Genomic DNA, 26,132 nt, shown 5'->3' on the forward strand with positions numbered 1-26,132 from the left:
GCTAAACCGAAAAAATATTAACAAGAGAGACAGTCTAGTCTCCCATCTAAAATCTCAAATCTACTTGAAAAGTCCGTGAAGTTCGCCATCCACTCTGGTGATAATATTACCCAGGTCTTCCGGATTATCGACAAAGTTGATGTTATCCACATCAATGATGAGCAGATTACCTTTATTGTAGTTGTGTACCCAGGCTTCGTAGCGCTCATTGAGCCGGCTTAGATAATCGATGGAAATGGAATTTTCATATTCCCTGCCGCGTTTATGGATCTGGGAAACAAGATTGGGAATACTGCTGCGCAGGTAGATCAAAAGATCGGGTCCCTGTACCACACTTTCCATAAGGTCAAAAAGAGATTTATAATTCTCGTAATCCCTGTTGGTCATGAGCCCCATCGCATGCAGGTTGGGTGCGAAAATATGAGCATCTTCATAGATAGTACGGTCCTGGATGATCGCTTTTCCACTTTCCCTAAGCTCAAGGATCTGGCGGAACCGGCTGTTTAAAAAGTAGATTTGCAGGTTAAATGACCAGCGTTCCATTTTGTTGTAAAAATCTTCCAGATATGGATTTTCCAGGACATCTTCATATTGAGCTTCCCAGTTAAAATGTTTTGCTAGTAATTTGGTAAGGGTGGTTTTTCCCGCCCCTATGTTTCCCGCAATGGCTACGTGCATGTTCAGAGATTTTTGGCTGTTGATCCGGGAGCAGTGAAAACTCCGCCGGTAAATATAATGGAATTAGATTTTTTATTAAAAGTAAAATTGAAATTGGTTTTTAGTTAATGGGGAATTGGTAAACTGGTTAATTGGGGATTTGTAATTGGGGAGTGGTTATAGATGCTATCAAAGTCTATAGTCTGGACTCGAGTCTCTAGACCCGAGGCTCTGGTTTTCAAAATATACTTTCAAACACCTCCCCGATAGAACACTCCTCACACTTCCCATACATCCACAGGCAGTCGATCGTGTCTGTAATCATATGAAAAGCAAGTCCTATCATTACCAGTTTAATGATCCTGTGTTTAATAAAAACTGCTCCGAGGAAGTAAAACGGAATAATATATTCAGAATGCAGGGGATGATAGCCTATTCCGCAACGCTCCGGCATAAAAATGGGGTCTGCAAAAACATGGTCAACATCCACCAGCATTGTCGCCAGTAAAATAAGCCATGCTTTTTTCCAGTTCTTCGGGTCGTACCAATAGGCTATGGCACCTATAAATATGAAGTGGAGAAAATAATGTACCAGCGTTTGTAGCATTGAGGAATCAAAATTTAAAATTCAGGATTCTTTGTTTCGGGTTGCAAGTTGCGGCTTCAAAATCTGGTCCAAAGTTAGCTTTAATACTCTAAAAACGCGAAATGGATGAACAGCTTTCACTGTCCATCCATTTTCCAGAACTGAAAGTCATTCCCCCAAATGATTTCAATTCTTAACTTTAGAATGGTGAATAATTAATCTGTTTCAGCTTCACTGCAGTCTACACCCTGTATCTGGTCATAAGCCTCCTGGTAGTAATCTCCCCAATAAGGACAATCGCTGAATTCGTTGTAAAATTCAAGCAAGGCGTTCTTATAGGCTTCGCAGTTTTCTGCGTTCGGATTTTGAGAATATGCCGAAAGGGCATCTGCTACGGGAGCATATTCGCTTTCGAAATTATTACACCCGGAAATTTCATCGTCGCCACCCGAGTCATCATCACTGGAACAGGCTGTAAGATTAAAAAGTCCGAAGCATAGAATGATTGATAGAAGTTTAATGGAATTTTTCATAATTAGTTTTTTGATGTTTGGTTTTTTAATTGGTAGTTATCTTTTATTTAAAGGGATATAGTTCACTATCATGCGCACTCCCTGTGGTTTTTAAAACCCAATTGGGAGTATAATAAAATACCTTTAATAATTATTTTTTTCATGGTCTCGCTCTGGGGTTTGGTCTTTATCTCGAAGTTCAAAAATTTCATTTTTAAACTTCCTTTTTCTCAAATATTCTGAAACCATTCTTCAAACTTGTTTCCCAAAAAGGGCACAGGTTTAGCTTTGCCGTTAATGGCATTTATAAGTCCCATGATCCACAAGTACAACAGGAAGAGGGAACCAAAGAAACTCACTATCCATCCCAGAACAGGGATCATTCCTACGGCAAAAACGGCGAATCCACATACCGTGAGTCCTAAAGATTGCTTGATGTGGTAGGCTGCAAAAGGATCTTTTTTCTCATTGTTCATTACAAATGCTGCTACCAGGCCAATGATGGTTAAATAGGCTATAACTGCAATAGTTTTATCACTGGTTCTCTCGTTTTCGGTTTGGGTTTGTGTATTTCCGGTTTCCATAATCTGTTTTTTAAGGATTCAAAAAAGGTGTTTTTAATGGTTGGTTAGCTGCCGGAGTGCTTTTGAGCTCTTAGTAAAACACCGGTAACATTCGGGGAGTAATTCAGAAACTTTACAGGTTGAATTTCACACCGGCTGCAAGTACCAGCTGACTCCCATCTATGATCACGTATTTAGCTTCAGCAAAAGGGGTGATACTACTTCCAATATCGAAATTCGCACCGGCGCCAAGGTTTAAACCAAATCGCCCATCACTGGTTTCCATGGAAGAATCTGCAAAGGGAGCATCGTCTATATCGAATTTGACATGAGTGTAATTGAGACCGGCAATACCATAGAAACCGAGGCTCTCACTATTCATAAAATAGTAGTTGGCATTTCCATTTATTTCCCACCAGTTCAAACTCACGCCAGCTTCATCTTTTGGGAAGTAGTAGATAAAGGCCGGAGAAATGCTTAGATTTTCCAATACAGGGAATTCGGCATTGACACCCAGCCCCAGGTTTTCAATCTCGGTCCCGTAAGCAGCCATCGCCCCCATTTTTGTATCGGTTTGGGCATTTGTTACAAAGCAACTTCCAAGTATGATCAAAGCGCTGGTAAAAAGTAATTTCATTTTCATGTTTAAACAGTTTAAAGGTTAGTGTTTTAAAATCTTTCAGAAGTTGTAATTCTGATTGGTGGGTGTAAAAGTCTAAATATTACTAGTTTAATTGGAAGGAAATTGAGTGAAGAGGGGTTTTGAATTAGTATAGCCGCCTCAAAAATTATTTAGAGGAAATTTTAAAGTGAAACCTGTCAATTATGCCTTAGCCTAATTCATACTGTACTTATTCTAATGAATAAAGGTATTTAATCAGTTAATTTTTTATTGGATCGTTTATAAAACCTACTTTTATTATGTCAAAACGTTCAATTTTTGAATTTATACCAAAATGAGAGTAGCGATCGTAGATGATGAAGTACATTGTGTAGAGGGGCTTGTCCTGCACGTGAAAAGCAAGTTTCCTGAAGCCGAGATCGTCTTTAAGGGCACCAAACCCGAGGACGCGCTGGTGTCTATTCCCAATGTAAAACCAGATCTATTATTTCTCGATGTGGAGATGCCGGGAATGAATGGTTTTGAATTGCTCGATCAACTTTCTGTAGAAAATTTTGATGTTATTTTTACCACTGCCTACAGCCAGTATGCTGCACAGGCTTTTAAAGCCAATGCTGTAAATTACCTTCTTAAACCCATTGATGAAACAGAATTTGAAACAGCGGTGCTGCAGTGGAAAAAAGAACGGGAAATGAAAAAGACCCTTTCTTCTGAAAACATGAATGAGCTGTTGAATCACATGAAAAGAGAAGGGATTCTTAAAAATAAAATTGCAGTCCCGGTAACTGAAGGTTACGAGTTTATAGAAACAAATGAAATTTTATACTGCCAAAGTCAGAATAACTATACCTTATTATTTACCGTTGATAACCGGAAACTTGTATTGAGTAAAACTCTCAAGGAATTTGAAAAACTGCTCGACAAATACTTTTTCATCCGCATTCATAAGTCCTATCTCATCAATCCCAATTACATGAAAAAGTATTACCGGAATGACGGCGGATATCTTGTGATGCAGGACGGAAAATCCATCCCGGTAAGCAAAAGTAAAAAAGACCTGATCACCAATTTATTTGATGCAATTACCAAAACAGCTTAATAACATTTCAAATTCTTCCAATCGACCGGGATCTATGCTGAAGTTTTCAGGAAAACTCCGTAGACCCTTGTGTCTTCTATGGTTCATTCTTATTTTCCTTTGCACTACCTCGGGATTTTCTCAATCTCGTCTTGATAGCCTTACAACTTCTTATGAGCAGGAAACCAATGATTCTTTAAGGGTTATTACCGGACTTCAAATGCTTCGGGAACTCCACCGGAATGAGCACCGGGAAGAAAAAGAATATTCCTTTGCTCGTGATATTATTCAGGAAGCATTAAACACCGGAGATTCTTTGCTTTATGCGAGGTCACTGGACAACCTTGGCTTACTCTACAGGTTTCACCAACGATATGATGAAGCGATGCCCCTGCATATCAAGGCCTATAGGCTTATTGAGAATAAGGAGGTTGACCCGGTATACAAGATGATCTTTGCAAACAATGCGGGGGTGGCTGGGCGTTATGACCAGAGGTATGATACTGCCGTTTCCTATTACATGAAGGCGTTGAAAATAGCAGAAAAGGAGAACAATCTTAAAAATATTGCAATTGCGGGTAATGGGATTGGTAATACCCTTGGAAATATAGCCGGGAGGCAGGACGAAGCTTTAAAATATTTTGAGCGTTCCCTGGAAGCCGAAAAAGAACGGGGAAACAGTCTTGGGGTAGCCATGAATTACCTGTCTATAAGTGATTATTATATATCTAAAGATGAATTTGCAAAGGCCCGCGAATATCTTGATGAGTTACTAAGGTTAAACCTGGATAGGAATGATGACTATGGTCTCGCTATAACCTATGAGTTTTATGGTAAGTCTTACCTGGAGGAGGAAGAAGACCTGGACCGCGCTGCTTCCTATTTTATGGATGCCCTCAAGAGATTCCAGGAACTGGGTGATACACACCGGCAGGCCCAGATCCAGGGAAGCCTTGGGGATGTACGTTTAGAGCAGGATCGACTTGATCTTGCCCGGGATTACTTCCGGAGATCACTGGAGCTTGCAAAAGATCTCAACCAACATGGACTTATCATGGCCAATTCCTATAAACTGGCCCAAATACTTGAAAGGCAAGAGAAACCTTCTGATGCTTTGCAATACCTCAAACAGGGAAAAGCCTATGAAGACAGTATCAAGCTTGAAGAACAAAATGTTGAAATAGCCGCACTCATTCGACAGTATGATATAGAAAAAAAAGAAGACCATATTCAGCTTCTTGAGAAAGATAAGGCGCTGCAGCAAACAGTTTTAGACAATCAGCGTCAAAAACTGGAGCAGCGCAGGATACTCGTGTTACTCATGGGCCTTGGATCTTTGTTCATCCTGGTGATCTTTGGCTTGCAGTACCGCAATATAAGGATGAAGAAGAAGGTCAATGCACGCATTCTGAAAGAGGAAAAAGAAAAGATGAAGGCGATTTACGAGCGCAATCTTGCCCGTGCAGAGATCCTGGTCACCCGCCTGAGAATCAACCCGCATTTCATTTTTAACAGTCTAAATGCCATCACCTATCTTATCCAAAGTCAGCAGAATGCAAAAGCAATGAAATATCTCGTGGTTTTTAGCCGCTATACCAGGATGGTGCTGGAAACCTCCCAAAAACATGTGGTTCCATTATCTGAAGAACTTCAGTTAACTCATTATTACCTTACCCTTGAAAAGAATCGTTTTGAGAAGGATTTTTCCTTCGAGATCAAAGGAGATGATATTCCTGAGGTGGGGAATGTGATGATCCCGCCATTACTGCTGCAGCCGTTGATCGAAAATGCCATCTGGCACGGACTGCTTCCAAGTAAACGCGAGACAAAGACCTTGCTTCTGGAAGTAATTCCTGAAGGGGAGGATATCTGGATCATTATTGATGATAACGGAGTGGGCAGAAGCGGCACCGGCAAGAGATCTTCTGAAAAAGATCATAAAAGCATGGGCATGCAGATCATAAAAGAAAGGATAGAGCTTTACAACAAGAGTTATTCGGGGAATATTGATTTTGAGGTCATTGATAAAAAGGATGAACAGGGGAGGCCTGAAGGTACCAGGATCCTTTTTAAACTGAAGCAAAATGCCTTTGCCAAAAATCCTGCGGAATTTTTAACCTGATTCATGTGGTTTGCGAGATCGATACATTTCACGGTAACTACTCCTATTTTGTTTAGGAAGATTTCGATTTCCGGAATAATTTTTAAAATCTGCCGCCCCTCCGGGGCTCTTGATTTTTGTACGATATAATCCCGGGGTTGAAACCCTGGGCTATAAATATGTCGCCCCTCCGGAGCTTTTTATTTATCCCCTCCTCCGGAGGGGTGCCCGCAGGGTGGGGTGGGTGTAGACTGAATTTCCAAGAGATCCTGAAACAAGTTCAGGATGACGAGAGAACCATTTTGGAAAGGACTGTAATTTATGAATAGCCCCATTCAGGTGGGGAATTTAAAATGATGATAATTTGGGCTTCAGCCCAAACCGGTGAGAATTCTATTCTCTGAATTTCTTGTCACTCTTTATTTATGCCGCCCCTCTGGGGCTCTTGATTTTGGTACGATATAATCTTGGGGTTGAAATCCCGGGCTATAAATATGTCGCCCCTCCGGGACTTTTAATTTATCCCCTCCTCCGGAGGGGTGCCCGCAGGGTGGGGTGGGTGTAGACTGAATTTCAAAAAGATCCTGAAACAAGTTCAGGATGACAGCAGAACCAGACCGGAAAGGATAGTGACTTATGAATAGCCCCCACCTTCAGGTGGGGGATTTAAGATGATAATGATATAGGGCTTTAGCCCAATTCTTTGGAGTCTGGGTCATAAAGCACTCACGAGATCCTGAAACAAGTTCAGGATGACGGGTGGAAGGAAGGATGTTCCTTTTTCCGAAGGAAAAAGAAAAAGCCGAGATCCATAGGATCCCGGCTTTAATCTCAATCAAGTCTAATTTCTAACAGCGCAGCGGTCTAATTTCTAGCAGCGCAGCGGTCTATTTTAATGAGCCATACACCCATGCCCCGTGCTCTCCTCATGCCATCCAAAAGAAGGATTATACCGGTTGTTCTCCCAGTAAAATGGTAACCTTTCTTTTGGCTCGTTTCCTATCTCATTCATGGTTTCAGCGTCATAAAGTCTTCCGTTGACCATAGTGTAGATGATGCTGTTGGTGTTCTTAATATCCTCCAGCGGATTCTTCTCCATCACGATCAAGTCGGCTAGCTTTCCTTCTTCAAGGGAACCGATCTCGCTGCCCAAGCCAATATATTCTGCGGAATTGATGGTAGCAGTTTGCAACGCTTCCATGTTGCTCATGCCGCCCATTTGAATCAGCCAAAGCTCCCAGTGAGCTCCAAGCCCCTGAAGTTGTCCATGCGCGCCCATGTTCACTTTCACGCCTTCATCAGAAAGTTGTTTGGCAGTTTCTGAAACCAATATTGGTCCCTGCTCATATTCTTCTTCCGGCAAAGTGGTGCGGTGCCTTGAGCGGGAATCGATCACCGACCGCGGAGTGAAATTCAGAAGTTTTTCATTTTCCCACACATTGGTCTTGTCATAGAAATAATACTCCCCGTTGATTCCGCCGTAGTTAACGATCAGCGTGGGAGTATAACCGGTGTCGCTGTTGCCCCAAAGGGTAAGCACATCTTTATAGACCGGTGCCACGGGAATATTGTGTTCGATCCCGGTATGCCCGTCCACGATCATGTTCATGTTGTGCAAAAAGGTACTTCCACCCTCGGGCACCACATTCATATCGAGTTCTTTTGCTGCCTGCATCACCTGCTGACGTTGCTCCCGGCGCGGCTGATTGTAACTTTTAACTGAAGTCGCTCCAAATGCCTTGGTCCTTCTCAAAGCTGATCGCGCATCTTCCAGGCTGTTGATCTCTGCTTTAAAATCCCCTTCGGCCCCGTACAGGATGATCCCGGTGGAGTAGAGGCGTGGGCCAACCATTTCGCCGCTCTTGATCAATTCGGCCATTCCAAAGACGGTTTCACTTAAAGCAGAAGGATCATGTGCTGTAGTCACGCCGTAAGCCAGGTTAGCGAATGCCGGCCAGTGCTGCTGCGGAGTCAGGCCATATCTAAAGGCGCCAATGTGGGCATGGGCATCCACCATTCCGGGCATTATCGTTTTGCCTGCCACATCGTAAACCTTCGCATTTCGCGGAACACTTACTTCTGAAGCTGTTCCTATCTGCACGATCTTGTTGCCTTCGATCACAATACTTCCGTTCTCGATCACCTTATCGCCGTCCATGGTAATGATTCGCGCATTGGTGAAAGCGATCTGTCCCTTCGGAACATCTGTCTTCACCTGCAGCCCGATCTTTGTTCCCTCTTTGGTGATTGGCGGAATAGAATCCACAGAATTCTCTAAAAAGGTAAACCGCTCGGTAATTTTGTTGGTGAAATATTCGTCTCCTAGAGTCCAGTGCACATTCTGGCTGTCGTTTGACCAGTGCAGGTTGATCCCCGCATCTTTCGCCAACTGACTCACCGGAAGGATTTTACTGTCAGGGCCAATTTCCACAGCTTTTCCAGCCATGACCAGCGGTGCCACGTATGCTTTGTGCAGGTTGCTAAAGGCTACCCATTTATTGTCGGGACTTGGAACCAGTCGGCCGCCGTACTTGGATTCGATGTGGGTGCGCTCGTCCTTTCCGTTGAGGTCGATACTCTTCAGGGATTTGGTAAGGTTTCCGAATAAATATCCCCCTGTTTGGAACAGGATACGGTCATCATTGGTGTTGAACATGGCAAACTCGCCTTCATCGTGGATCTTTTTCATATTTTCTCCGGAAGCCTTCATCAGGTAAATTCCGGGGTTCTTGGTGAAGGTCCTTCCCAGGTCAGAGTTTCCGCCTTCCTTGTTGAAGACGATCATCTTACCATCGCCTGAAAAAGAAGGGTTCCTGAAAATGCCTTTTTCAGCAGTTAGTTTTTTTGCATTCCTTCCGTTGAGGTCTACAGTTCTTACAGCGCCCATATTGTTATCGCTCCAGGTCACATATACGATGCTCTTTCCGTCGGGAGAGAAGCTGGGTTCAAATTCGAATTCTTCAGCATCGGTGATGCGCTGCGGAGTTCCGTTAGGAAGGTTTTTCTTCCACAGGTAACCCACGGCATTGAAGACCAAAGTTTTCCCGTCGGGGGATGTCACCGCATGACGGATCACTTTCGGATTAAATTCCTCTGTATGTACCTGGTGATCGGTGTGGTGGCTTTCGGCTATTTTGATGGTGGTGTCGACGTTGAAAGGTATTTCTGAAACATTGGTGTTATCAATGTTCACTTTTTTGATCTTTCCTTCGGCCCACATCACAATGTCTTTGTTGTTCGGCATCCAGCTGAAACCGGGATATACCCCGAAGATCGCCCATGCCTCCTGCTGGTCTTTGCTCAACTGGTCGTATACCGGCCATTCCTCACCCGTTTCCAGGTCGTGGATGAACAGTACAGATTTTGTGCGTACCCGCTTTACAAAAGCCAGCTTTTTTCCGTCAGGGGATACCTGCGGTCTTGCAGCACCCCCGGGACCTCCGGTTACCCGGTCGATCTCTCCGGTTTTAAAGTCGTAGCGATTGATTACATAGATCTGCTTGTTGGGATCTTTGTTGTATTGGAAAAATCCGCCGGGGTACTCATCCTGGCTGTAGTAAAGATAACGGCCATCAGAGGAAATACTCGGCTCGTTCATATCCTGCTGTTCGTTCTTCTTTTCCACAAGCTGGATCCCTGCTTTTCCTGCGCCTAAATGGTACATCCACATTTCCCCGGCACCAAGGGAGCGGCCGGAGGTAAAATGCTTTCGGGCAACGATCGCGTTCCCGTCGGGCATCCACTCGGAGTTGTTGAGCAGCCTGAAGTTTTCATGCGTGAGTTGTTTGGCATTCTTGCCGGTTGCATCCATGATCCAGATGTTGTCTCCGCCACCGGCGTCACTGGTATAGGAGATGCTTTTCCCATCGGGGCTAAACCGCGGCTGCACATCATAGGCCATCCCGCTGGTAAGTGCAGTGGCTTTTCCACCGTCGATTGGCATAATGTATAGATCCCCTAAAAGGTCAAAAACGATCTGCTTTCCGTCGGGGCTTACGTCGAGGTTCATCCAGGTACCTTCATCGGTATTGAGGGGAACTTCTTTGATGTTCCAGTCATCGGTATAGGGATCATTCACGTCCCATTTCTTTTCATCTTTCTTTTCTTCTTCCTGCGCAAATACTAAGGAGGTTGACATTAGCAGCAGCAATGCCAGTAGCGATCTTTGGATCATATATAAAGTTTGAGAATTTTAAGAGGGCTAAATATATGGAATGTTTTTATGTTTTTTGGGGATGCCAGGAGGTAAGCCGCTCCCTTTAAGTTGGTAGTTTTGGAAACCTGAGTTGCCTCGACAACAATTTTCGTTATGGATTAAGGGAATTTGTCAACAAAAACTTGAGAATAGAAGCTTTCTGCTATATTTATCACCTGAATGAAAAAAGTACTTTTTACAATCCTCACGATTTTTGCTGTAACCCGGGCACAGGCTCAATATTGGGAAGAAGTCATTGATGTTTCTGTAGGTTATGGAATAAGTGTGCCTTATGATGAGGTGGGGTATTTTGGTGCAGGTGTTTATGCACAGGGAGAGTATTTATTTGGAGTGAACGAGTGGATTGATTTGAGAGCATATGCCGGTTATACGCTGGCCGAAATGAAGGGAGATCTTTCCGGGTCTAATGCCGGCCGGACTAAATCGACTGCAAGCGCCGTTCTCTTTGGAGGAAAAGCGCGCGTGAGGTACCCGTTTGAATGGGTGGCGCCTTTTGCTGAATTAGGATTAGGTGGGTCACTTGGATCTTTTCAAACTGTCACCCCCAATATCAATATTGATAAGAAAGGACTTTTTGCACACATTCCTTTCTCTTTGGGTGTGGAACTGGGGCCGCGACATAATATGAGTGTTAAATTGACTTCTTATTTTCATACCGGTGTGAAACAGTTCACCGCAGCTGCTGCAATTGGGATAAGAATTCCTATTGGTTATTATTAGGATTTCTCACCGGAGACGAGCTGTATTACTATAAACACAATTTTAAAATTGCAAAGCATATAAATTTGCCGATCCCGCTATCAGTGAAAAATTCATTTGCAACTTAATAATTACCGTAACAGAAGGAAAAAACGGGAATAGTAAACTCATTCCAAATGAACCTTCTACATTTCTTCTTCTTCCACAAATACTACGGAGGTTGACATTAGCAGCAGCAATTCCAGTAGCGATTTATGGATCATATAAAGATTTTAAGAGGGCTAAATATAGGGGTTTTTGAAGGTTCTATTGCCAAAACTATCGACAAGGATAAGGCGTTGAAAAGTTTCTTTAAGAAAAGGTGTTCCTGTAGGTTTATAATGTTATTTTTAACATTCCCTACAATTTATGGTAATTAATAAATCTCTGGAATATTGACAAAAAGCCTGACAAGACATGGCAGTGTCATGTTATACCGTTGCTTTCAGAAATTTTAAACAGTTAAAAATGACATCAAATCACCAAATTATAGTTCAAACTCTTGTTGAACAAAAGAGAGATGAGTTGTACCCAGAAATTTCAATAAATGATTTCTTTCATATTTATGCAACTGAACAAATTTTGAAAAATTACGATTTGAATTATGAAGAAATTGAAAAGGGAATAACAGAAGGTGGCGGAGACGGTGGGATTGATGGTATATATACATTTATAAATGGGGAATTAATTCAATCAGTTGATGACATTGTTGACGCAAAAAAAAATACACTATTAGAGTTAGTGGTGATTCAATCCAAGTTTACCAATAGTTTTACTGAAACAGCAGTGGAGAAGTGTAACTCTTCAGCAAAGGAACTGTTTGACCTTTCAAATGACTTAGATGCATTAAGATCCGTTTATAATGAGCAGTTAATTAGGAGTGTCAAGATATTCAGGGAACAATACAAGAAGATCATTAGCAAATTTCCCGAATTAAGTATACAATATTTTTATTGCTCCAAAGGAACTGAAGTTCATCCGAATACAGAAAGAAAGGTGAGTGTTATTGACTCAACTTTTCAAGAGTTGTATTCAGATGCTTCCTTTAAATTCGAATTTATTACAGCTCAAAAATTATTAGAGATTTCTAGAAAAGAACAAACAAGAGTAAAACAACTTCTTCTCAAGGACAATCCAATTTCAACTACAGATGAAGGGTATATTGCCATTGCATCCATAAGGTCTTACTTTGATTTTATTACGAGTGATGATAAAAAACTTCTAAAATATTTTTTTGATGCAAATGTAAGAGACTATCAGGGAACCGTAGAAGTAAATAAAGGAATTAAAGAAACATTAGAAAATCCTGGAGAAGAAGATTTTTGGTGGCTCAATAATGGAATTACAATTACTGTTAGCAAAGCAACATACTCTGGAAAAACTCTAACAATTGAGGACCCTCAAATAGTTAATGGCCTTCAAACTTCGTTTGAAGTTTATAATTATTTCCGAGGTGTCCCCGATTCTCAGGATGAAAGAAACGTTCTTGTACGAGTTATTACTACGAAATCAGAAAAGAGTCGATTAAAGGTAATTCGTGCTACTAATAGTCAGACCAAGGTTCCTCTTGCCTCACTTCGTGCAACAGAATCCATTCACCGGGATCTAGAAGACTTTTTGCTCACAGAAGGTTTTTATTATGACAGAAGGAAAAACTTTTACAAAAACAATGGAAAACCAATTAATAGCATCGTAAGCATTTCTTATTTAGGCCAAGCAGTAATGGCAATAGTTTTGCAAGAGCCTGATTATGCACGTGCCAGACCTTCATCTTTATTAAAAAATGATAGTGATTATAAGCGTGTCTTTACTGAAGATTATCCAATTAAACTGTACGCAAAGTGTGTAAACATTCAAAAGCAAACCGAACATAGATTAAAAGCAAGCAAGAGCTCATTTTCAACTTCACAAATTGGGGATATGAAATATCATGTAGCTCTTTATATTACTTGTCTTGCTCTAAAAAAGGAATCTCCAACTCCGAAAGAAATTGAAGGTTTGAATTTATCAGAAGTTTCTGAAGACTCTTGGCAAACTGCTATTGATGATGTGAATGTCTTATACGATTCCCTCGGTGGAACTAACGCGGTTGCAAAGGGGAAGGAATTAATTACTGAGCTAAAAGAATTGATTAGAGAAAAGATAACTGCAGCCGATAAGGTGTATAGTAAATAGCTACCTCCGAAATGACTGTCATCGCCATTATACACCACATTCTTTTTAAGTCTGTAAATTCCTTATTTCTTAATTCTTAGTTTATGAAAAACTTCGGTAAAACTATAAAGATCTTCCTTGTAGACGGGGAGCCAAATGGCAGGATGACCTGCGAATTGTCTAACTGGACTGGGAAAGCTCTGAAAATTCCAAGGAAGAAAATTAAAGAATCCTCAGACCGGCCGGAATTGGAAAACACCGGGATCTATATTCTATTTGGAAAATCTGATAAATCAGAAAACAAAGAACTTGCTTACATAGGTGAAGCAGAGGGGATTTATAAAAGATTGAACCAGCATTTATCTGCAAAGGATTTCTGGAACGAAGCCCTTGTCTTTGTAAGCAAGGATGAAAACCTTAATAAGGCTCACATCAAATACCTGGAAAGCAGATTACATGAAATTGCGTTGAAAGTTAATCGTTACGACCTGGAAAATGGTAATTTGCCACCGAGGTCTTCAATATCAGAATCTGACAAAGCAGAAATGGAAGAGTTCCTGGAGAACATCAGACTGTTGGTGAATTCTTTAGGATATAAAATATTTGAAGAGCTTAGAAAAGCCCAAACAACTCAGGAGGAGGTAAACAATACCTTCTACATAAATTCAGTAAGAGGTGCCAACGCGAAAGGACAAATGACCAACGAAGGATTTGTCGTTTTAAAGGATTCAGAAATAGCAAATTCCATTACCAACTCCTTCCCGGAGAATTTGGTTAAATTCAGGCAAAGCTTAATTGATGACAACATAATTGTTGAGGTCAATAATAAGCTCGTGTTGAGAAAGGATCATTTGTTTTCCAGTCCGTCAGCTGCAGCTGCTGTTGTAATGGGAAGAAGTGCAAATGGTTTAACGGAGTGGAAACTTAATGACGGCCGTCCACTAAAAGCGGTGGAATCTAACTCATAAAAAACCTTTCAAAAATGACAAAATTTCTATTCCTTCTGTTTTTATGCCTGTTGACAACAAGCTGCATCGATGATGAAATGAGGAGACCAATTCCTGGAGGCGCGCCTCAGGAAAAAGAATTTGAAGAAATAAAAGCTGTCGCGCATTTGCCGGTACATATTGACAGCACAAAATACCTGTTGCATCCTGTAGGGGAACTGGGGGAGGAGAGATCGGAGTATTTCGGTTCCGGAGGCTCGTCGGGAGGTCATGTATATCAATCTTCAGATGTGATTAAGGGGAGAATGAGCAACATCAAATTTCAGCAAATAGATTCTGAAGAATTGGTGCCGCTAACGAACGGACGGGTGGTGATCTATTCTGTTGAATTCCTCCGCAGCATCTTTGAAAATACCGGAAAACAGTTTCTGATTTACGAAATGCGGGATCGGGATACCAATGGTGATGAAAACCTGGATGGGGAAGATGCAAACTCACTTTACATTAGCAACATTAACGGAGAAAACTTCAGAAAACTCACTCCAAAAGGTCAGCACCTGCTGCAATTGACGGTAGTTGACGAGATGAACCGGCTCTACTTCAAAACCAGTGAAGATAGCAACGGAGACGGGCACTTGGATAACAAAGACCGGCAGCATTTATTTTATATTGATCTAGCTGTTGAGACTCCAAAAGTTGTAGAATACGATCCTCTAAAAAAATAAAAAAATACTATTTTGACCGCTTTTAAATATTCAAATGGAAAAAATACTACTCCTGTTTTGTCTGGTTACCTTGCTCTCCTGTTCTAAAGAAGATACAGCACCAGATGATCCCGTTGTGGCAACCTGGAGCCATGTAAAAATGATCAAAACGCCTTTACAGGGAGAGCCGGTAGTTATTGAAGGCAACGACTGCTCAAAAATGGAAACCATGACCTTTAAAAATAATGGAAAGCTTGAGGTCGCTTATTACCGCTACGGTGAAAATTCTGAATGTATAATAAATGAAACTGCCTCCGGGATCTATGAATGGAAAAAAGTTTCCGAAGGATTATACAACCTTAGCAGGGGAGGGAATACCGGGACCACTTATGAAGTCTCTTTTCCCAATATGAACACTCTTCATATGACCGTGCAATTATCTACAGCAAATGTTCAGTGGCAAAGCTACACCTATGTATACCAAAAGCTTTAAGAGTAAAGATTTCCAAAATTTAAATTTTTACACGCCCTAGCTTCAGCGGTGGTAGGTCAAAAATCACACTTCTAACCTCGCACTTCTAAAATCCAACTTCCTCAATTACCTTTTAAAAATGCCATTTTAAGAACCTCTTCCGCAGCAGCTGCCTGCTCAATTTCCGATTGGCGATAATGAAGAGGTTTAGAAAGTTTCTCAATGAAAATGCTGCTATGTAGGAATTTATACTATTTTTAACAATCCCTACAAAATTATAGCAAAGTAACACTCAACAACGCGAGCATATCGACAATTCAGAAAAAATGAAACAACAATTACTATTAATTTTATTGACAGCATTTTTAAGTCTTAACTGCTATGCCCAGATCAATTATGAAAAGGGATATTACATTGATAATGAGGGTCAAAAAACTGAGGTCCTTATTAAAAATATTGACTGGAACAATAATCCCACCGAATTTGAATTTAGACAATCTGCGGATAGCCAATCTGAGAATGCCACAATAAAAACTGTAAGGGAATTTGGAATAAACAACTTTTCAAAATACAGCCGGCAGCTGGTAAATATTGATCGATCCAGTGGGAACTTAGATCTTTTGAGTGAAGACAGCAGCCCTCGATTTAAGGAAGAAGAACTTTTCTTAGAAGTATTAATAGAAGGAAAAGCCAATCTATACTTGTATAATGATGGTAATATTACCAGGTATTTTTACAGTAAGGATGGTTCCAAAATTGAACAATTAATATTTAAAAAATATTTGACCTCAGACAATAACATTGGTACAAATGAGGGGTATAAACAGCAATTATTCAATGATTTGAAATGTCCAGCTTTTACAATGAGAAAAGTTGAGAATGTAGATTACAGGAAAAATGAATTAATAAGTTTTTTTGAAGATTATAACAAGTGCCATAACCAGGACTATATTAATTTTAAAGAAAAGCAAAAAAAGGATCTATTCAATTTGAATATCCGGCCCGGTATTAACTTTTCATCTCTTTCAATGTACAATACTGTTAGTGATTTCAAGGATACCGATTTTGGTGATGAATTAGGATTTAGGCTGGGAATAGAGGGAGAATTTATTATGCCATTTAACAAAAACAAATGGGCGATCATTCTTGAACCAACCTATCGTAACTATAAATCTGAACAGTCGCAGGAATCGGGTACTGTATCTGGTGGGATCCTTATTACAAGAGTTGATTATAAATCGATTGAACTGCCAATAGGTGTGCGGCACTATTTATACTTCAATGATAATTCAAAGCTTTTTTTAAACGCATCCTATGTTGTTGATCTTAATCTTGATTCAACACTTGAATTCTTTAGACAAAATGGTTCAATGTACTCTTCACTGGACATTAAACCTAAAGGAGTTATAGCACTGGGTGTTGGTTATAAATTTATGGACAAATACAGCATCGAAATGAGATATCATACCAGTCGGGAACTATTAGTTGGATACTCGTATTGGAGATCTGATTATGAAACTGTTTCAATGATAATTGGATACTCTTTGTTTTAATAACCATCCTAACAAATGAATAAGATAAGGATAATTGGTGCAGTCCTCTTCTGTATAGGAATAACGGGTCATTTTTTAGTGGATACTGAAGATTTCGGCTTCTGGACTGGAGCAGCAATGGGAGCGGGTGTGACTATGTTATTGATCGGAAAACTTAAATGGGCTTAATTGTTCTCTGCATTATTAATGTGAATAATCGAATGAAACTTAGCATTTATCCATAGACCTGAAATGGTTTTTAAAATAATTAAAATAAATCTGTTGTGACCAAAACAAACCTCTTTCTCCTCCTCAGCTTTTTACTGGCTGCAAGTTTAACGGGCTGGTTCTATTACCAGGTTGATCATGAGGTGGGGGAAATTAATTTTGATGGCAGCCTGGATGATCCTGCCTTTGAGCTTTGTGATGAAGATAGGGTGCAACAGGATTATTCTCCTGTTGGTGCCAATTATCGCGGCGGAAAAAAAGCGATCGAAAAGGAGATCCTGGACAGGCTGCAGGAGAAGTTGCTTTTTGAAGGATCAGGGATAATTACCCTTAGGTTTGTCGTGAACTGCAATGGGGAAACAGGACGCTTCAGGATATGGACTATAGACGGGAAAATACAGGAAAAAGAATCTATTCAGGAGCAAATCCATATTTTTAAAGCTTCCGTAGCACAACTGAAGCATTGGGAGCCGGGCTCATGGAAAGAAAAGAAATTTGACAGCTATTACCAGGTCAATTTTAAGATCAAAAACGGAAAGATCACAGATATTTTCTAGAGCTTATGAGAAAGTTTTTCAACGTTTTAAAGATTATCCTTACCGTGATATTGTTTGCGTATTCGCTGTGCTTTCTGCTTTTCATTTTTGTCATGCCTAAAGAAAGGAGGTTTGATTTTGCAGGGCATATGCAGGGTACTTATTTGTCACAGAGCATGTTCGATGTGCTCACCTGGCAGCATCCAACCTATGCCAAGGCTTATTTCGAACAGTCGGTCGCTTTAAATAAACGGGGGGAGTATGCCAAAGGATTTCGGTTGCTGGACAGGGCGGTTGAGCTGGATCCAAAAATGCACCTTGGCTATCGCGGGTACATGAAGCTGCGTTTTCTTCGGGATTATGATGCTGCCCTGGCAGATCTTGACCGTCTCGATAGTCTTACTCCAAATCATACCGATGCGCCCTGGGGAGAAGATATTGATTTTCTAAGAGGGGAAGCCTGGTTTGGAAAAGAAAATTACCGGAAGGCGATTCGAGTATTCAACCGCAGCCTCGAAAACCAGGGGGAAGATTGGGCAGATATTCAAACCTTCGTATACCTGGGAATGGCAGAACATGAATTGGGTAATTATGAGCGGGCTATTTCAGAATTTCAAAGGGCTTTAAAATATTCAGCTTCAACTCCCGAAGCACACTTAGGCCTGGCGCAGGTCTATCGGGAAATCGGCAATCCAGGCCTGGCCCGGGAGCACATTTTAGAAGCGGAAAAAAGCATGGCCTATAAAAGAGAGGATTCCTACAACGAGTATTTGAATGAGATCTATTACATTGATATAGCAGCGATGAAGAAGGATTTGGATCTTGAGACGGCCTCAACCACTACTGCTGATGAACACTCCCGGTCCTGAAGTAGAAGCTGAATAAAATGACACCAACCAATACTTATCTTTTCACCTCCCGACGGCTCGGTTTCCGGCCATGGATTTTGGATGACCTGGAGGAATTCGCCGCACTTAACGCTGATCCTGCGGTGATGGAGTTCTTTCCGAAGCCATTAAGCAGGGAGGAATCGGCGGAGTTTCTCGACAGATTATTTAATCATTATACGAAGCATGGCTACTGCTACTTCGCTGTGGAGTTGCTGGAGACGGGGGAATTTCTTGGCTTCACAGGCCTGGCTTACCAAACTTTTGATTCAGAATTCACTCCGGCCACAGATATTGGTTGGCGGCTTCAAAGAAGAGCGTGGGGGAAAGGCTATGCCACCGAAGGCGCCAAAAGATGCCTTCAATATGCTTTTGAAGACCTGAAGCTGAATAAGATAATTTCCACCTGCCCAAAATTAAATCATCGTTCTGAACGGACAATGCAGAAGATAGGTATGGTTAAAAAAGGAGAGTTTGATCATCCGGGACTTCAGGAGTATCCCGAACTCCAAAGCTGCGTATTGTATGAGATTGGAAAGGAGTGAAAACCGGGATTTTTCAGCCCGGGTTTTATCATTTTTTTAATAGATTTGGAAACACCTAACAGGAAAGCCGGTATTTAAAATGCTAATCTTGTGCCGGTGAAATAAGTATATAACTATCATACTCATTACTCTTTAGACATGATAAACAGATTACTAAAAACCGGAACTGTAATTGGAATGGCCATATGCGTCATTGGATATATATTTTTAAAATTGCTTTCCTTATCCGCGGGATATTTCAACATCTATGACATCACATATTCATTGACGGCTTTGATGGGTTGCTTATTTATTCTAACGGGTAGCCGGTTTGTTAAGGAAAAGATTTATGATGTTTTAAAAATTATCGGGCTTTTGTTTGTAGTGATGCTGGGGAGCAGCTTACTCAATGAATTGAATGTTTTTGAATTGAGTAAATTTCACGTGTTTTATATCAAAATCCTTCCTATGCTTTTATTTACAGGAATTTATTCCATGTACCTGGATTACTTCAGAAAAAAGGAAGACCATGATAAATTGGATTATTGGAAAATTATCCTGTTAACCCTGATCATCATTAATGTCTATTTCATCCATTTCAATTTTCACCCCTCCTTATTTAAGGATGTCAATCAGGTTTTATTCTGGATAATCGTTACCGGAATTCTGCTGAATGAATATATCGGGTCGAAAATGGGGCGCATTGATTAACATCGGCTGCACTCAATAAAATCTTAAAGATCTGGATTGTCTTCTATTTCCTTGATTCGCTTCTGTATTTTAATCAGGTTATAAAGTATTAAAATACCACCTAAAAGTAATAGCGAATAAATAGCCCAGCCCCAGGGAATAAAGATCACGGCAAACCCATAGCACACAAATGCAAAGACCGCAGCCGCAACGAGAATGTTTCGGCCCTTCTTTGCTTTTTGGAGTTGTTCCGGAGTCATATTTTTAGATTATCTGCCAAAAATAGGGAATTGCTGCTGCCATTGAAAAACAAAAATTTCGCGTATAAAAATCTATCTCAATTTTGCTGAAAGTTTTACTATCCTGAAAAAAAGTAAGTAAAGTTCTGGTTTTCAGTAAAGCTCTAAAGATGTCCTTTTGCATAAAAGTGTAAAAAAAGAATCTATAAAGGAATTTTTTAACTAATTTGCTGATAGAAGATCCTGCTGCCGCTTTAATAAATGGCTCTCCCTACCTTCATCTTCTGCTTTTAAACCAACCAAAAAGCACTTTATGAGAGCATTAAAAATTATGCTGTTCCTAACAGCACTGGTAAGCTTTGTTTCCTGTTCAAAAGAAGAAAACGATCCCGAATTAGAGACGGAAATGCTCCTGGGGGAATGGCACCTGGAAGAGTTTAATTATTCGGGCACCAATGTTTATTCAGCCGGCAATGAGACTGCTTCTGTTTCTTATACGGGAGAAGCCGTTGAAATAGATTTTGAAACTGTTTTTCTCAAGGATGGAACTTATATAACTGTGGGCACCTACACCATTATCCTTACTTCAACTGCCGAGGGAGAAACTGCTGTTGAGGAGTTCACCTATTCTGATATTAATACCACCGGGACCTACAGTATCGAAGACAACAAGATCACTACGACCCATGAACAGGAATACCCGGGACAGGAGATGATTGCCGAAATTAGTGAGGGTGTTATAAAGGAGCTTACGCCAAACAGGCTGATTCTTACTTATGAATATAGTGGTACCACAGAAGTCTGGGGTATGGAAGTCGAAGTTAACACGAATGTTATTCAAATTTTCTCCCGATAATAAGACCGGTTATGAAAAAAACATTGCCATGGTTGCTGCCACTCTTTATCTTTTCGTTTTTATCTTCCTGTGAACCCGAAGGTCCGGGAGACAAAGATCCCGAGCCACCTGTCGCCGAAGATATCATTGAAATTCCTGATGAGCATTTTAAACATGCGCTGGTCAACACCAATTCTATCGACACCAACGGAGATCATGTAGGGGACAGCAATATCGACCTGAACAACGATGGGGAGATTCAGCGCAGCGAAGCGAATTCCATTCGAGGTTTAGTAATACACTTTAACTACAACGATTTTAACAGATACGTAGATCTTAAAGGGATTGAAAATTTTGTGAATCTTGAATATTTTAAAATGACAGGCGACCTTCTGTTTGAGGAAATTGATCATGAGTTATTAAGTTACGATTTGTCTAATCTTAAAAAGTTACGTTTTCTGGAGATGAATAATCTTGGAACTAATGCTTTTAAAGATTTAGATCTACAAGGTCTTGCCGATCTGGAGGAACTAAAAATTATCAATAGCAGACCGGACTATAGTAAGGATGGAGAAGATTATGGCAATCCTCTCAATTTTATGGATGTTAATCTTGCAGGTACTCCAAACCTTACCATCATGGACATTACAAACAGTTTTCTAAATATTGATTTCTGCCAGGTGCCATCTCTGAAAAGGCTAAATATGTTCTATTTGGAAGGAGGAGAGCCCGAGATTTTTGACTTCCACTGTTTGACAGAGCTGGAGTGGCTGAATATTTCAGAAAACAGAATTAAGTCTCTCATCCTCAAAAATTCATCGATCTTAAATACATTGCTGGTTAAGGATATCGGATATTATGGCATCAATTATCCCTTTGTAGAATATATCTGTATTGACGATTTTCCTGAAGAGCATGAGCAGATCGCCACTTTAATAGATGAGCATACCGTGGTGGTGACCGATTGTAGTTTTTAGAACATCCGGAAGGTGATCCGGGAAGGAGAATTAGCTATGGCGGTAAAATTTCAGAATAAATATTGCATTGAATCCACCCGATTGCAGAAATGGGATTATGGATGGGATGCTGCATATTTTATCACCCTTTGCACAAAAGGCCGGGGGCATTTTTTCGGAAAAATTATTGATGGGAAGATGCAATTTTCACCGGCAGGTGCAATTGCCAATGTTTTGTGGCACGATTAATTTCCTTAACCGCGTCCGGTCAAGCATAGTCGAGACCCCGCCCTCCAAAAATGTCATTTTTGTCACCTCTACGTGCAGCAAATCTTAAGTACAGATAAAAACTATCTTAGAGCAGAACGAACCCTGATCCAGTAAAATTTTAATTCCAGGAATTTGCTTAAATTTCCAATTCCCTGCCATACTGTAATTCAAATTAGAAATAATAAAGACTATTGTATCTCACCGGTCATTAATTGCCGACACTATTAATAAAAATTGTTTTATGAAGGGTATCATTCTCACTGTCTTATTTTTAGTCTTACATCAAACTTCTTTTTCGCAGGAAACAATTATTAAAGACCATTCAATTCCTGCCCTGAACAAGGTAATTGATTCTTTAGAAAACAACTATAAGAGATCTGAAATACCAACTTTCCTGTCTCTGCCGCAAACTACAGGAGATTATTTTTATTTAAAAACTGAATTCCCTGATGATTTTATAAATGCTTTAAAAGCAGGTATTCCGCTGGATTCACTTATTGGGAAATTTCCAAATCTCCAGATCGACCGAGATCTATTAATCATAAAGAACAACTACGTGCTTTCCAATGGCGAAGAGAAACTGGAACTAAAATCCTTTCAGATAAAATTTAATAGTGACCATAAGATCACCCTGGAAGCATCAGATTCTTTAGTGAAGGCAAATCATAGACTTTATTATTTAAATCAGCCAGATTATGCTTCCGGCATTAGAAGAGTCAGGGGGTTTTACTTACATGGAGATTTTGTTCAGAAGGAGATTCCGAAGAAATATTCAAAATGGGTCAATTACACCAGTCATCTTGTGCCACCAACCCGGCTGTTTTCTAAGAGCGATACTGATCCTTTTTCGCATATCACAGTGACTACGCCTATAGATTCCCTGGTTACCTACTTCGCTAAAGTTACCCACAAACCTGTGTTTGACAGAAATGAGGATTTCAAGTTACGTATAAGACTAATGGATCAATGGGAAGAGAAAAGAGCTGTACGTGCCGATAGTTTATTCAGAAATGATCCCGTTTTTAAGAACCTGCTTTTCGAAGCCCTCGATTTTGCTGAGACTAATCAAAAATCCAATGGCGAACTGGAGGTTTTTGTTGCACAACTTATTTCAAGAGAACGGGCGCTGAATTTAATGAGAAACAATCAGCAGATAGGAACCTGTAGTTTTGATAACGGTCCCCTTGAGCAACAGAAGCGGATGGCCCGGCTGGCCGCAGAAATTCCCGATTGGAATGTTTTTATTCAGTCTTTTCTAAATGTCATGAATGATCATGTTTCCAGGGTTGCCAACTCTAATATAGCAAGTGAGTCGAGAAAAACCTATATAGAAGAACTTACCAAATTGGATCTTGATGTAAGAACCTTGTTGTTGGGCTCGAACATGCGTATTGCTGAGACCTCAAATGCTCTTTATTTTTCTGATGGAAGTAAGGTGGCCAAAGCATTTACTGCATTAAACGAAACCAATAAAGATTTTTTTGAGGCTGCTGTTGATGGCCTGATCAAGGACGAGCAGGTTGATGCCTTCAACAAACTGCATTTTTATAATACCCTTAGCTATTACCATTATTTTCTTGAGGATTCTCCCAGAAAAGAACGCGTGGCTCAAAAGATGGAAAAAATGTCAGCTTTTATGCCTGTTTCGATTAGATCAAGAATGGAAGAACCGCATAAGGAATTAAAAGATCTGCTTTTTCAGGAAAGTGAAAAGTTGGAGGAGTTCAACATTCTTGATTCTTCCATTGGAAATATTTATTCATATAGTTACGGAGGAGATTGCTGGATGGCCGAGATTCAGGAGAATGCCGGGAATCCGCGATTGATCTATGATCTTACCATGCCTATTGAAGAAAAGATCACCCCGTTAAGTAATTTTTTGAAACAAAAGCCAGAGCTAACCAGAAGAATTGAGGATCATAGCTTCATCAAACGCTTATTGGATGCTGATGCCGAAAGTAAACTTTATTTAAAATTTACAGAAGACAGATCATTTTATAATTTCCGTAATAAGGTGCTCAAAGATGTTCCCGGGGCAATTAAAGAAAATTGGGATTTTAAAAATGCTGTTTCCTTTTACATTTCTTATCCCGACAGAAGATATGTGAGATTTATCCTTTTTGAAAATAATGATGTCATGGTTCTGAAGATTCCCAGGGATTACAGTCTTCCTAATTACCGTTTTGAAGATTTAGTCACAAAAACAAATGAATCTTTTCTTTCTGTGACCTATGAAAGCTACAAAATCTTTAATGAGAAGGGTGAAATGCTGAATTAATTTAAGGGAAAAGATATCTTCCCGTTTTAAAAATTCAAAATAAAAGATTTTATGAGCTCACAGCTTGAATTTATAAGAAATGCGACCCTCGTTCTTAATTACGCAGGCAAAAGGATTTTAATGGATCCTATGTTTGCCAAAAAGGGCGAATATCCAGGCTTTCCCGGCACCGTAAATTCTGAAGTTAGGAATCCGCTGGTAGAGATGCCGGTTAAGCCAGAAAGTCTATTTGATGTTGATGCCGTTCTGGTTTCTCATTTGCACACAGACCACTGGGATCCGGTCGCGAAACAGATCCTGCCAAAAAACCTGAAGATCCTTGTTCAGAATGAAGATGATGCGAAAATAGTTTGCTCACAGGGTTTTACTAATGTTGAAGCTCTGCCGGAAAAGGCAGATTTCGAAGGTCTTAAGTTCACGAAAACCCATTGCCAGCACGGGAACGATATGGCCTATTCGGTACCCGAAATGGTTGAATTCCTGGGGAAATCCTCGGGATTCTATTTTACCACGGAAGGGGAGAAGTCAGTTTACTTTTTAGGAGATACGATCTGGATCGAGGAGGTAGAAAATAATTTAAAAAGCTGGATACCCGATGTGGTCGTGGTCAATGCCGGCCATGCACAAATGGAAGATGAACGGTTTGGTGCAATTATTATGGGAAAAGAAGATTTGGAAAGGATTCACGAACTATTGCCGACCGCCACAATCATTGCCATTCATATGGAAGCTTTAAATCACTGTATTTTAAGTCGAAGGGAGTTAAGGAGATTTGCCGAAGAAAAGGGCTTTTCAGAAAAATTGATCATTCCGAAAGATGGTGAGGTAATTGATTTTTAGATATAGATAATTAAACGGTGGTCCGGTCGGGCGGAATCGAGACCTCGTTGTCCAAAAATGCCATTTTTGTCACCTCTCCGGTAGCAGCTTTTGAGGTGGATAATATCAGAGAAAGTTTATCTTAGTGGAAGCTAACCAACCAGTTATCATCATTGAATGCTTCAGATAACAATGATATTTTCACCTACAGGAGACTCAGGCGGGCGATAGGATACCTGGGAATTGCGCTTCCGGTGCTGCTGGTGGTATTTTCTTTTATTCCCTTTTTCAAAACCGAAGTGCAGCCCTCCATAAGTGATTACTATTACACTAATCTCCGCGACATTTTCACCGGGACTTTAGGCGCGGTTGGATTATTTATGATCTCTTATAAAGGACATTGGAATAAGTCACTTTTGAAGAATGACCAGCTGCTTACCAATATTGCGGGTATCATGGCAGTGGGCGTGGCGCTTATTCCCGTGACGCCGGAGTTTGAAGTTGAAAATATCCTTACTCTTATTCCCTATGATTTTTCCTGGTTGGGCTGGTTCCACTACGGTTTTGCTGCCCTGCTCTTCGGAAGCTTCGCGTTGCTGGCGATCAACGTTTTTACCATCGGACAGAATGAGCCCCAAGATATTCCTGTAAGCACAATTAATGAAAATCATATCTATAGGTTTTGCGGGATTGCCATTATTATTCTCATGATCCTGGTTCCTGTTTCCGAAATGCTGAAATTATTCAGGTATTCTACGCTTATCCTTGAATCTCTTGCCCTGTTTTTCTTTGGAGCGGCCTGGTTGATTAAAGGTCGGGCGCTGGGAGACCGGGGAAAACTGGGAGAGAAAATTTACCGGGAGCATAACGCGGAAGGCACTGAAGAACGATGATTATGCAGCAAAAACAATCCTTCCGGAATTTCAATTTCTAAAAGGTTAAAAGGAAGCAAGACCGGATCTTAAAAATGCCATTTTTTAGAAGTCTG

General features: G+C 40.6%; 27 protein-coding genes. 19 read left to right on the forward strand and 8 right to left on the reverse strand.

All coding sequences use genetic code 11. The annotated features are described in order from the left end of the window. Nucleotides 1-60 precede the first annotated feature (60 nt). The 5 genes from LA313_RS09020 to LA313_RS09040 all read right to left on the reverse strand — a co-directional run bounded on the left by LA313_RS09020 (nucleotide 61) and on the right by LA313_RS09040 (nucleotide 2,961). Nucleotides 61-678: a deoxynucleoside kinase gene (locus LA313_RS09020; RefSeq protein ID WP_228914354.1), complete on the reverse strand. Its 618-nt coding sequence runs from the start codon at nucleotides 676-678 to the stop codon at nucleotides 61-63. Between the two features lie 217 nt (nucleotides 679-895). Next, on the reverse strand, nucleotides 896-1,264 hold the full coding sequence (locus LA313_RS09025; RefSeq protein ID WP_228914355.1) for a DUF6122 family protein: 369 nt from the start codon (nucleotides 1,262-1,264) through the stop codon (nucleotides 896-898). Between the two features lie 194 nt (nucleotides 1,265-1,458). Further along, nucleotides 1,459-1,776, reverse strand: coding sequence for a hypothetical protein (locus tag LA313_RS09030; protein ID WP_228914356.1), 318 nt, complete (start codon nucleotides 1,774-1,776; stop codon nucleotides 1,459-1,461). A gap of 209 nt (nucleotides 1,777-1,985) precedes the next feature. Next, on the reverse strand, nucleotides 1,986-2,339 hold the full coding sequence (locus LA313_RS09035; protein ID WP_228914357.1) for a DUF4870 domain-containing protein: 354 nt from the start codon (nucleotides 2,337-2,339) through the stop codon (nucleotides 1,986-1,988). 112 nt (nucleotides 2,340-2,451) lie between these two features. Next, entirely contained in the window at nucleotides 2,452-2,961 is a 510-nt protein-coding gene (locus LA313_RS09040) for an outer membrane beta-barrel protein (RefSeq protein ID WP_228914358.1), read from the reverse strand. Between the two features lie 313 nt (nucleotides 2,962-3,274). Between LA313_RS09040 and LA313_RS09045 the strand changes: the two genes are divergently transcribed. Beyond that, nucleotides 3,275-4,039 carry a LytR/AlgR family response regulator transcription factor gene (locus LA313_RS09045; protein ID WP_228914359.1) on the forward strand — a complete coding sequence of 255 codons (765 nt, stop codon included), beginning with the start codon at nucleotides 3,275-3,277 and terminating at the stop codon, nucleotides 4,037-4,039. Beyond that, nucleotides 4,017-6,140: a tetratricopeptide repeat protein gene (locus LA313_RS09050; protein WP_228914360.1), complete on the forward strand. Its 2,124-nt coding sequence runs from the start codon at nucleotides 4,017-4,019 to the stop codon at nucleotides 6,138-6,140. Before LA313_RS09045 ends, LA313_RS09050 begins: the two co-directional genes overlap by 23 nt. A gap of 632 nt (nucleotides 6,141-6,772) precedes the next feature. Here LA313_RS09050 and LA313_RS09055 read toward each other — a convergent pair. Beyond that, on the reverse strand, nucleotides 6,773-6,958 hold the full coding sequence (locus LA313_RS09055; RefSeq protein ID WP_228914361.1) for a hypothetical protein: 186 nt from the start codon (nucleotides 6,956-6,958) through the stop codon (nucleotides 6,773-6,775). Nucleotides 6,959-7,011: 53 nt separating this feature from the next. Beyond that, a complete protein-coding gene (locus LA313_RS09060) occupies nucleotides 7,012-10,293 on the reverse strand; it encodes an amidohydrolase family protein (RefSeq protein ID WP_228914362.1) in 3,282 nt (1,093 codons plus the stop codon). Nucleotides 10,294-10,494: 201 nt separating this feature from the next. Between LA313_RS09060 and LA313_RS09065 the strand changes: the two genes are divergently transcribed. From LA313_RS09065 to LA313_RS09115, 11 genes are all read left to right on the forward strand, one after another. Next, nucleotides 10,495-11,055, forward strand: a complete 561-nt coding sequence (locus tag LA313_RS09065) for a hypothetical protein (RefSeq protein WP_228914363.1) — start codon at nucleotides 10,495-10,497, stop codon at nucleotides 11,053-11,055. Nucleotides 11,056-11,541: 486 nt separating this feature from the next. Beyond that, complete coding sequence (locus LA313_RS09070) at nucleotides 11,542-13,248, forward strand: AIPR family protein (protein ID WP_228914364.1); 1,707 nt, start codon at nucleotides 11,542-11,544, stop codon at nucleotides 13,246-13,248. An 83-nt stretch (nucleotides 13,249-13,331) separates the two neighbouring features. Continuing rightward, on the forward strand, nucleotides 13,332-14,195 hold the full coding sequence (locus LA313_RS09075) for a GIY-YIG nuclease family protein (protein ID WP_228914365.1): 864 nt from the start codon (nucleotides 13,332-13,334) through the stop codon (nucleotides 14,193-14,195). Between the two features lie 14 nt (nucleotides 14,196-14,209). After that, nucleotides 14,210-14,899, forward strand: a complete 690-nt coding sequence (locus LA313_RS09080) for a hypothetical protein (RefSeq protein WP_228914366.1) — start codon at nucleotides 14,210-14,212, stop codon at nucleotides 14,897-14,899. 34 nt (nucleotides 14,900-14,933) lie between these two features. After that, entirely contained in the window at nucleotides 14,934-15,371 is a 438-nt protein-coding gene (locus tag LA313_RS09085; protein WP_228914367.1) for a hypothetical protein, read from the forward strand. Nucleotides 15,372-15,676: 305 nt separating this feature from the next. Next, nucleotides 15,677-16,903 (forward strand): PorT family protein, encoded by a 1,227-nt coding sequence (locus LA313_RS09090; RefSeq protein ID WP_228914368.1) that lies wholly within the window; start codon nucleotides 15,677-15,679, stop codon nucleotides 16,901-16,903. 15 nt (nucleotides 16,904-16,918) lie between these two features. Then, entirely contained in the window at nucleotides 16,919-17,071 is a 153-nt protein-coding gene (locus LA313_RS09095; protein WP_228914369.1) for a hypothetical protein, read from the forward strand. A gap of 95 nt (nucleotides 17,072-17,166) precedes the next feature. Beyond that, entirely contained in the window at nucleotides 17,167-17,667 is a 501-nt protein-coding gene (locus LA313_RS09100) for a hypothetical protein (protein ID WP_228914370.1), read from the forward strand. A gap of 92 nt (nucleotides 17,668-17,759) precedes the next feature. Beyond that, complete coding sequence (locus LA313_RS09105; RefSeq protein WP_228914371.1) at nucleotides 17,760-18,515, forward strand: tetratricopeptide repeat protein; 756 nt, start codon at nucleotides 17,760-17,762, stop codon at nucleotides 18,513-18,515. A gap of 17 nt (nucleotides 18,516-18,532) precedes the next feature. Then, nucleotides 18,533-19,078 (forward strand): GNAT family N-acetyltransferase, encoded by a 546-nt coding sequence (locus LA313_RS09110; protein ID WP_228914372.1) that lies wholly within the window; start codon nucleotides 18,533-18,535, stop codon nucleotides 19,076-19,078. A gap of 138 nt (nucleotides 19,079-19,216) precedes the next feature. Then, complete coding sequence (locus LA313_RS09115) at nucleotides 19,217-19,768, forward strand: hypothetical protein (protein ID WP_228914373.1); 552 nt, start codon at nucleotides 19,217-19,219, stop codon at nucleotides 19,766-19,768. Between the two features lie 23 nt (nucleotides 19,769-19,791). On the opposite strand, the gene LA313_RS09120 is transcribed toward LA313_RS09115, so the two are convergent. Next, complete coding sequence (locus LA313_RS09120; RefSeq protein ID WP_228914374.1) at nucleotides 19,792-20,007, reverse strand: hypothetical protein; 216 nt, start codon at nucleotides 20,005-20,007, stop codon at nucleotides 19,792-19,794. A 292-nt stretch (nucleotides 20,008-20,299) separates the two neighbouring features. Here LA313_RS09120 and LA313_RS09125 point away from each other — a divergent pair, with 292 nt between their 5' ends. The 6 genes from LA313_RS09125 (at nucleotide 20,300) to LA313_RS09150 (ending at nucleotide 26,037) form a co-directional block, all read left to right on the forward strand. Continuing rightward, nucleotides 20,300-20,842 (forward strand): lipocalin family protein, encoded by a 543-nt coding sequence (locus tag LA313_RS09125; protein ID WP_228914375.1) that lies wholly within the window; start codon nucleotides 20,300-20,302, stop codon nucleotides 20,840-20,842. Nucleotides 20,843-20,853: 11 nt separating this feature from the next. Next, on the forward strand, nucleotides 20,854-21,798 hold the full coding sequence (locus LA313_RS09130; RefSeq protein WP_228914376.1) for a leucine-rich repeat domain-containing protein: 945 nt from the start codon (nucleotides 20,854-20,856) through the stop codon (nucleotides 21,796-21,798). Between the two features lie 12 nt (nucleotides 21,799-21,810). Continuing rightward, nucleotides 21,811-22,026 carry a hypothetical protein gene (locus LA313_RS09135; protein WP_228914377.1) on the forward strand — a complete coding sequence of 72 codons (216 nt, stop codon included), beginning with the start codon at nucleotides 21,811-21,813 and terminating at the stop codon, nucleotides 22,024-22,026. Between the two features lie 262 nt (nucleotides 22,027-22,288). Continuing rightward, nucleotides 22,289-24,325, forward strand: coding sequence for a hypothetical protein (locus LA313_RS09140; RefSeq protein ID WP_228914378.1), 2,037 nt, complete (start codon nucleotides 22,289-22,291; stop codon nucleotides 24,323-24,325). A 51-nt stretch (nucleotides 24,326-24,376) separates the two neighbouring features. Then, nucleotides 24,377-25,165, forward strand: coding sequence for an MBL fold metallo-hydrolase (locus LA313_RS09145; protein ID WP_228914379.1), 789 nt, complete (start codon nucleotides 24,377-24,379; stop codon nucleotides 25,163-25,165). A gap of 152 nt (nucleotides 25,166-25,317) precedes the next feature. Beyond that, nucleotides 25,318-26,037 (forward strand): hypothetical protein, encoded by a 720-nt coding sequence (locus LA313_RS09150; RefSeq protein WP_228914380.1) that lies wholly within the window; start codon nucleotides 25,318-25,320, stop codon nucleotides 26,035-26,037. The last annotated feature ends 95 nt before the right edge of the window (nucleotides 26,038-26,132 follow it).

This window comes from Salinimicrobium sediminilitoris (assembly GCF_020866905.1).
GTDB lineage: Bacteria > Bacteroidota > Bacteroidia > Flavobacteriales > Flavobacteriaceae > Salinimicrobium > Salinimicrobium sediminilitoris.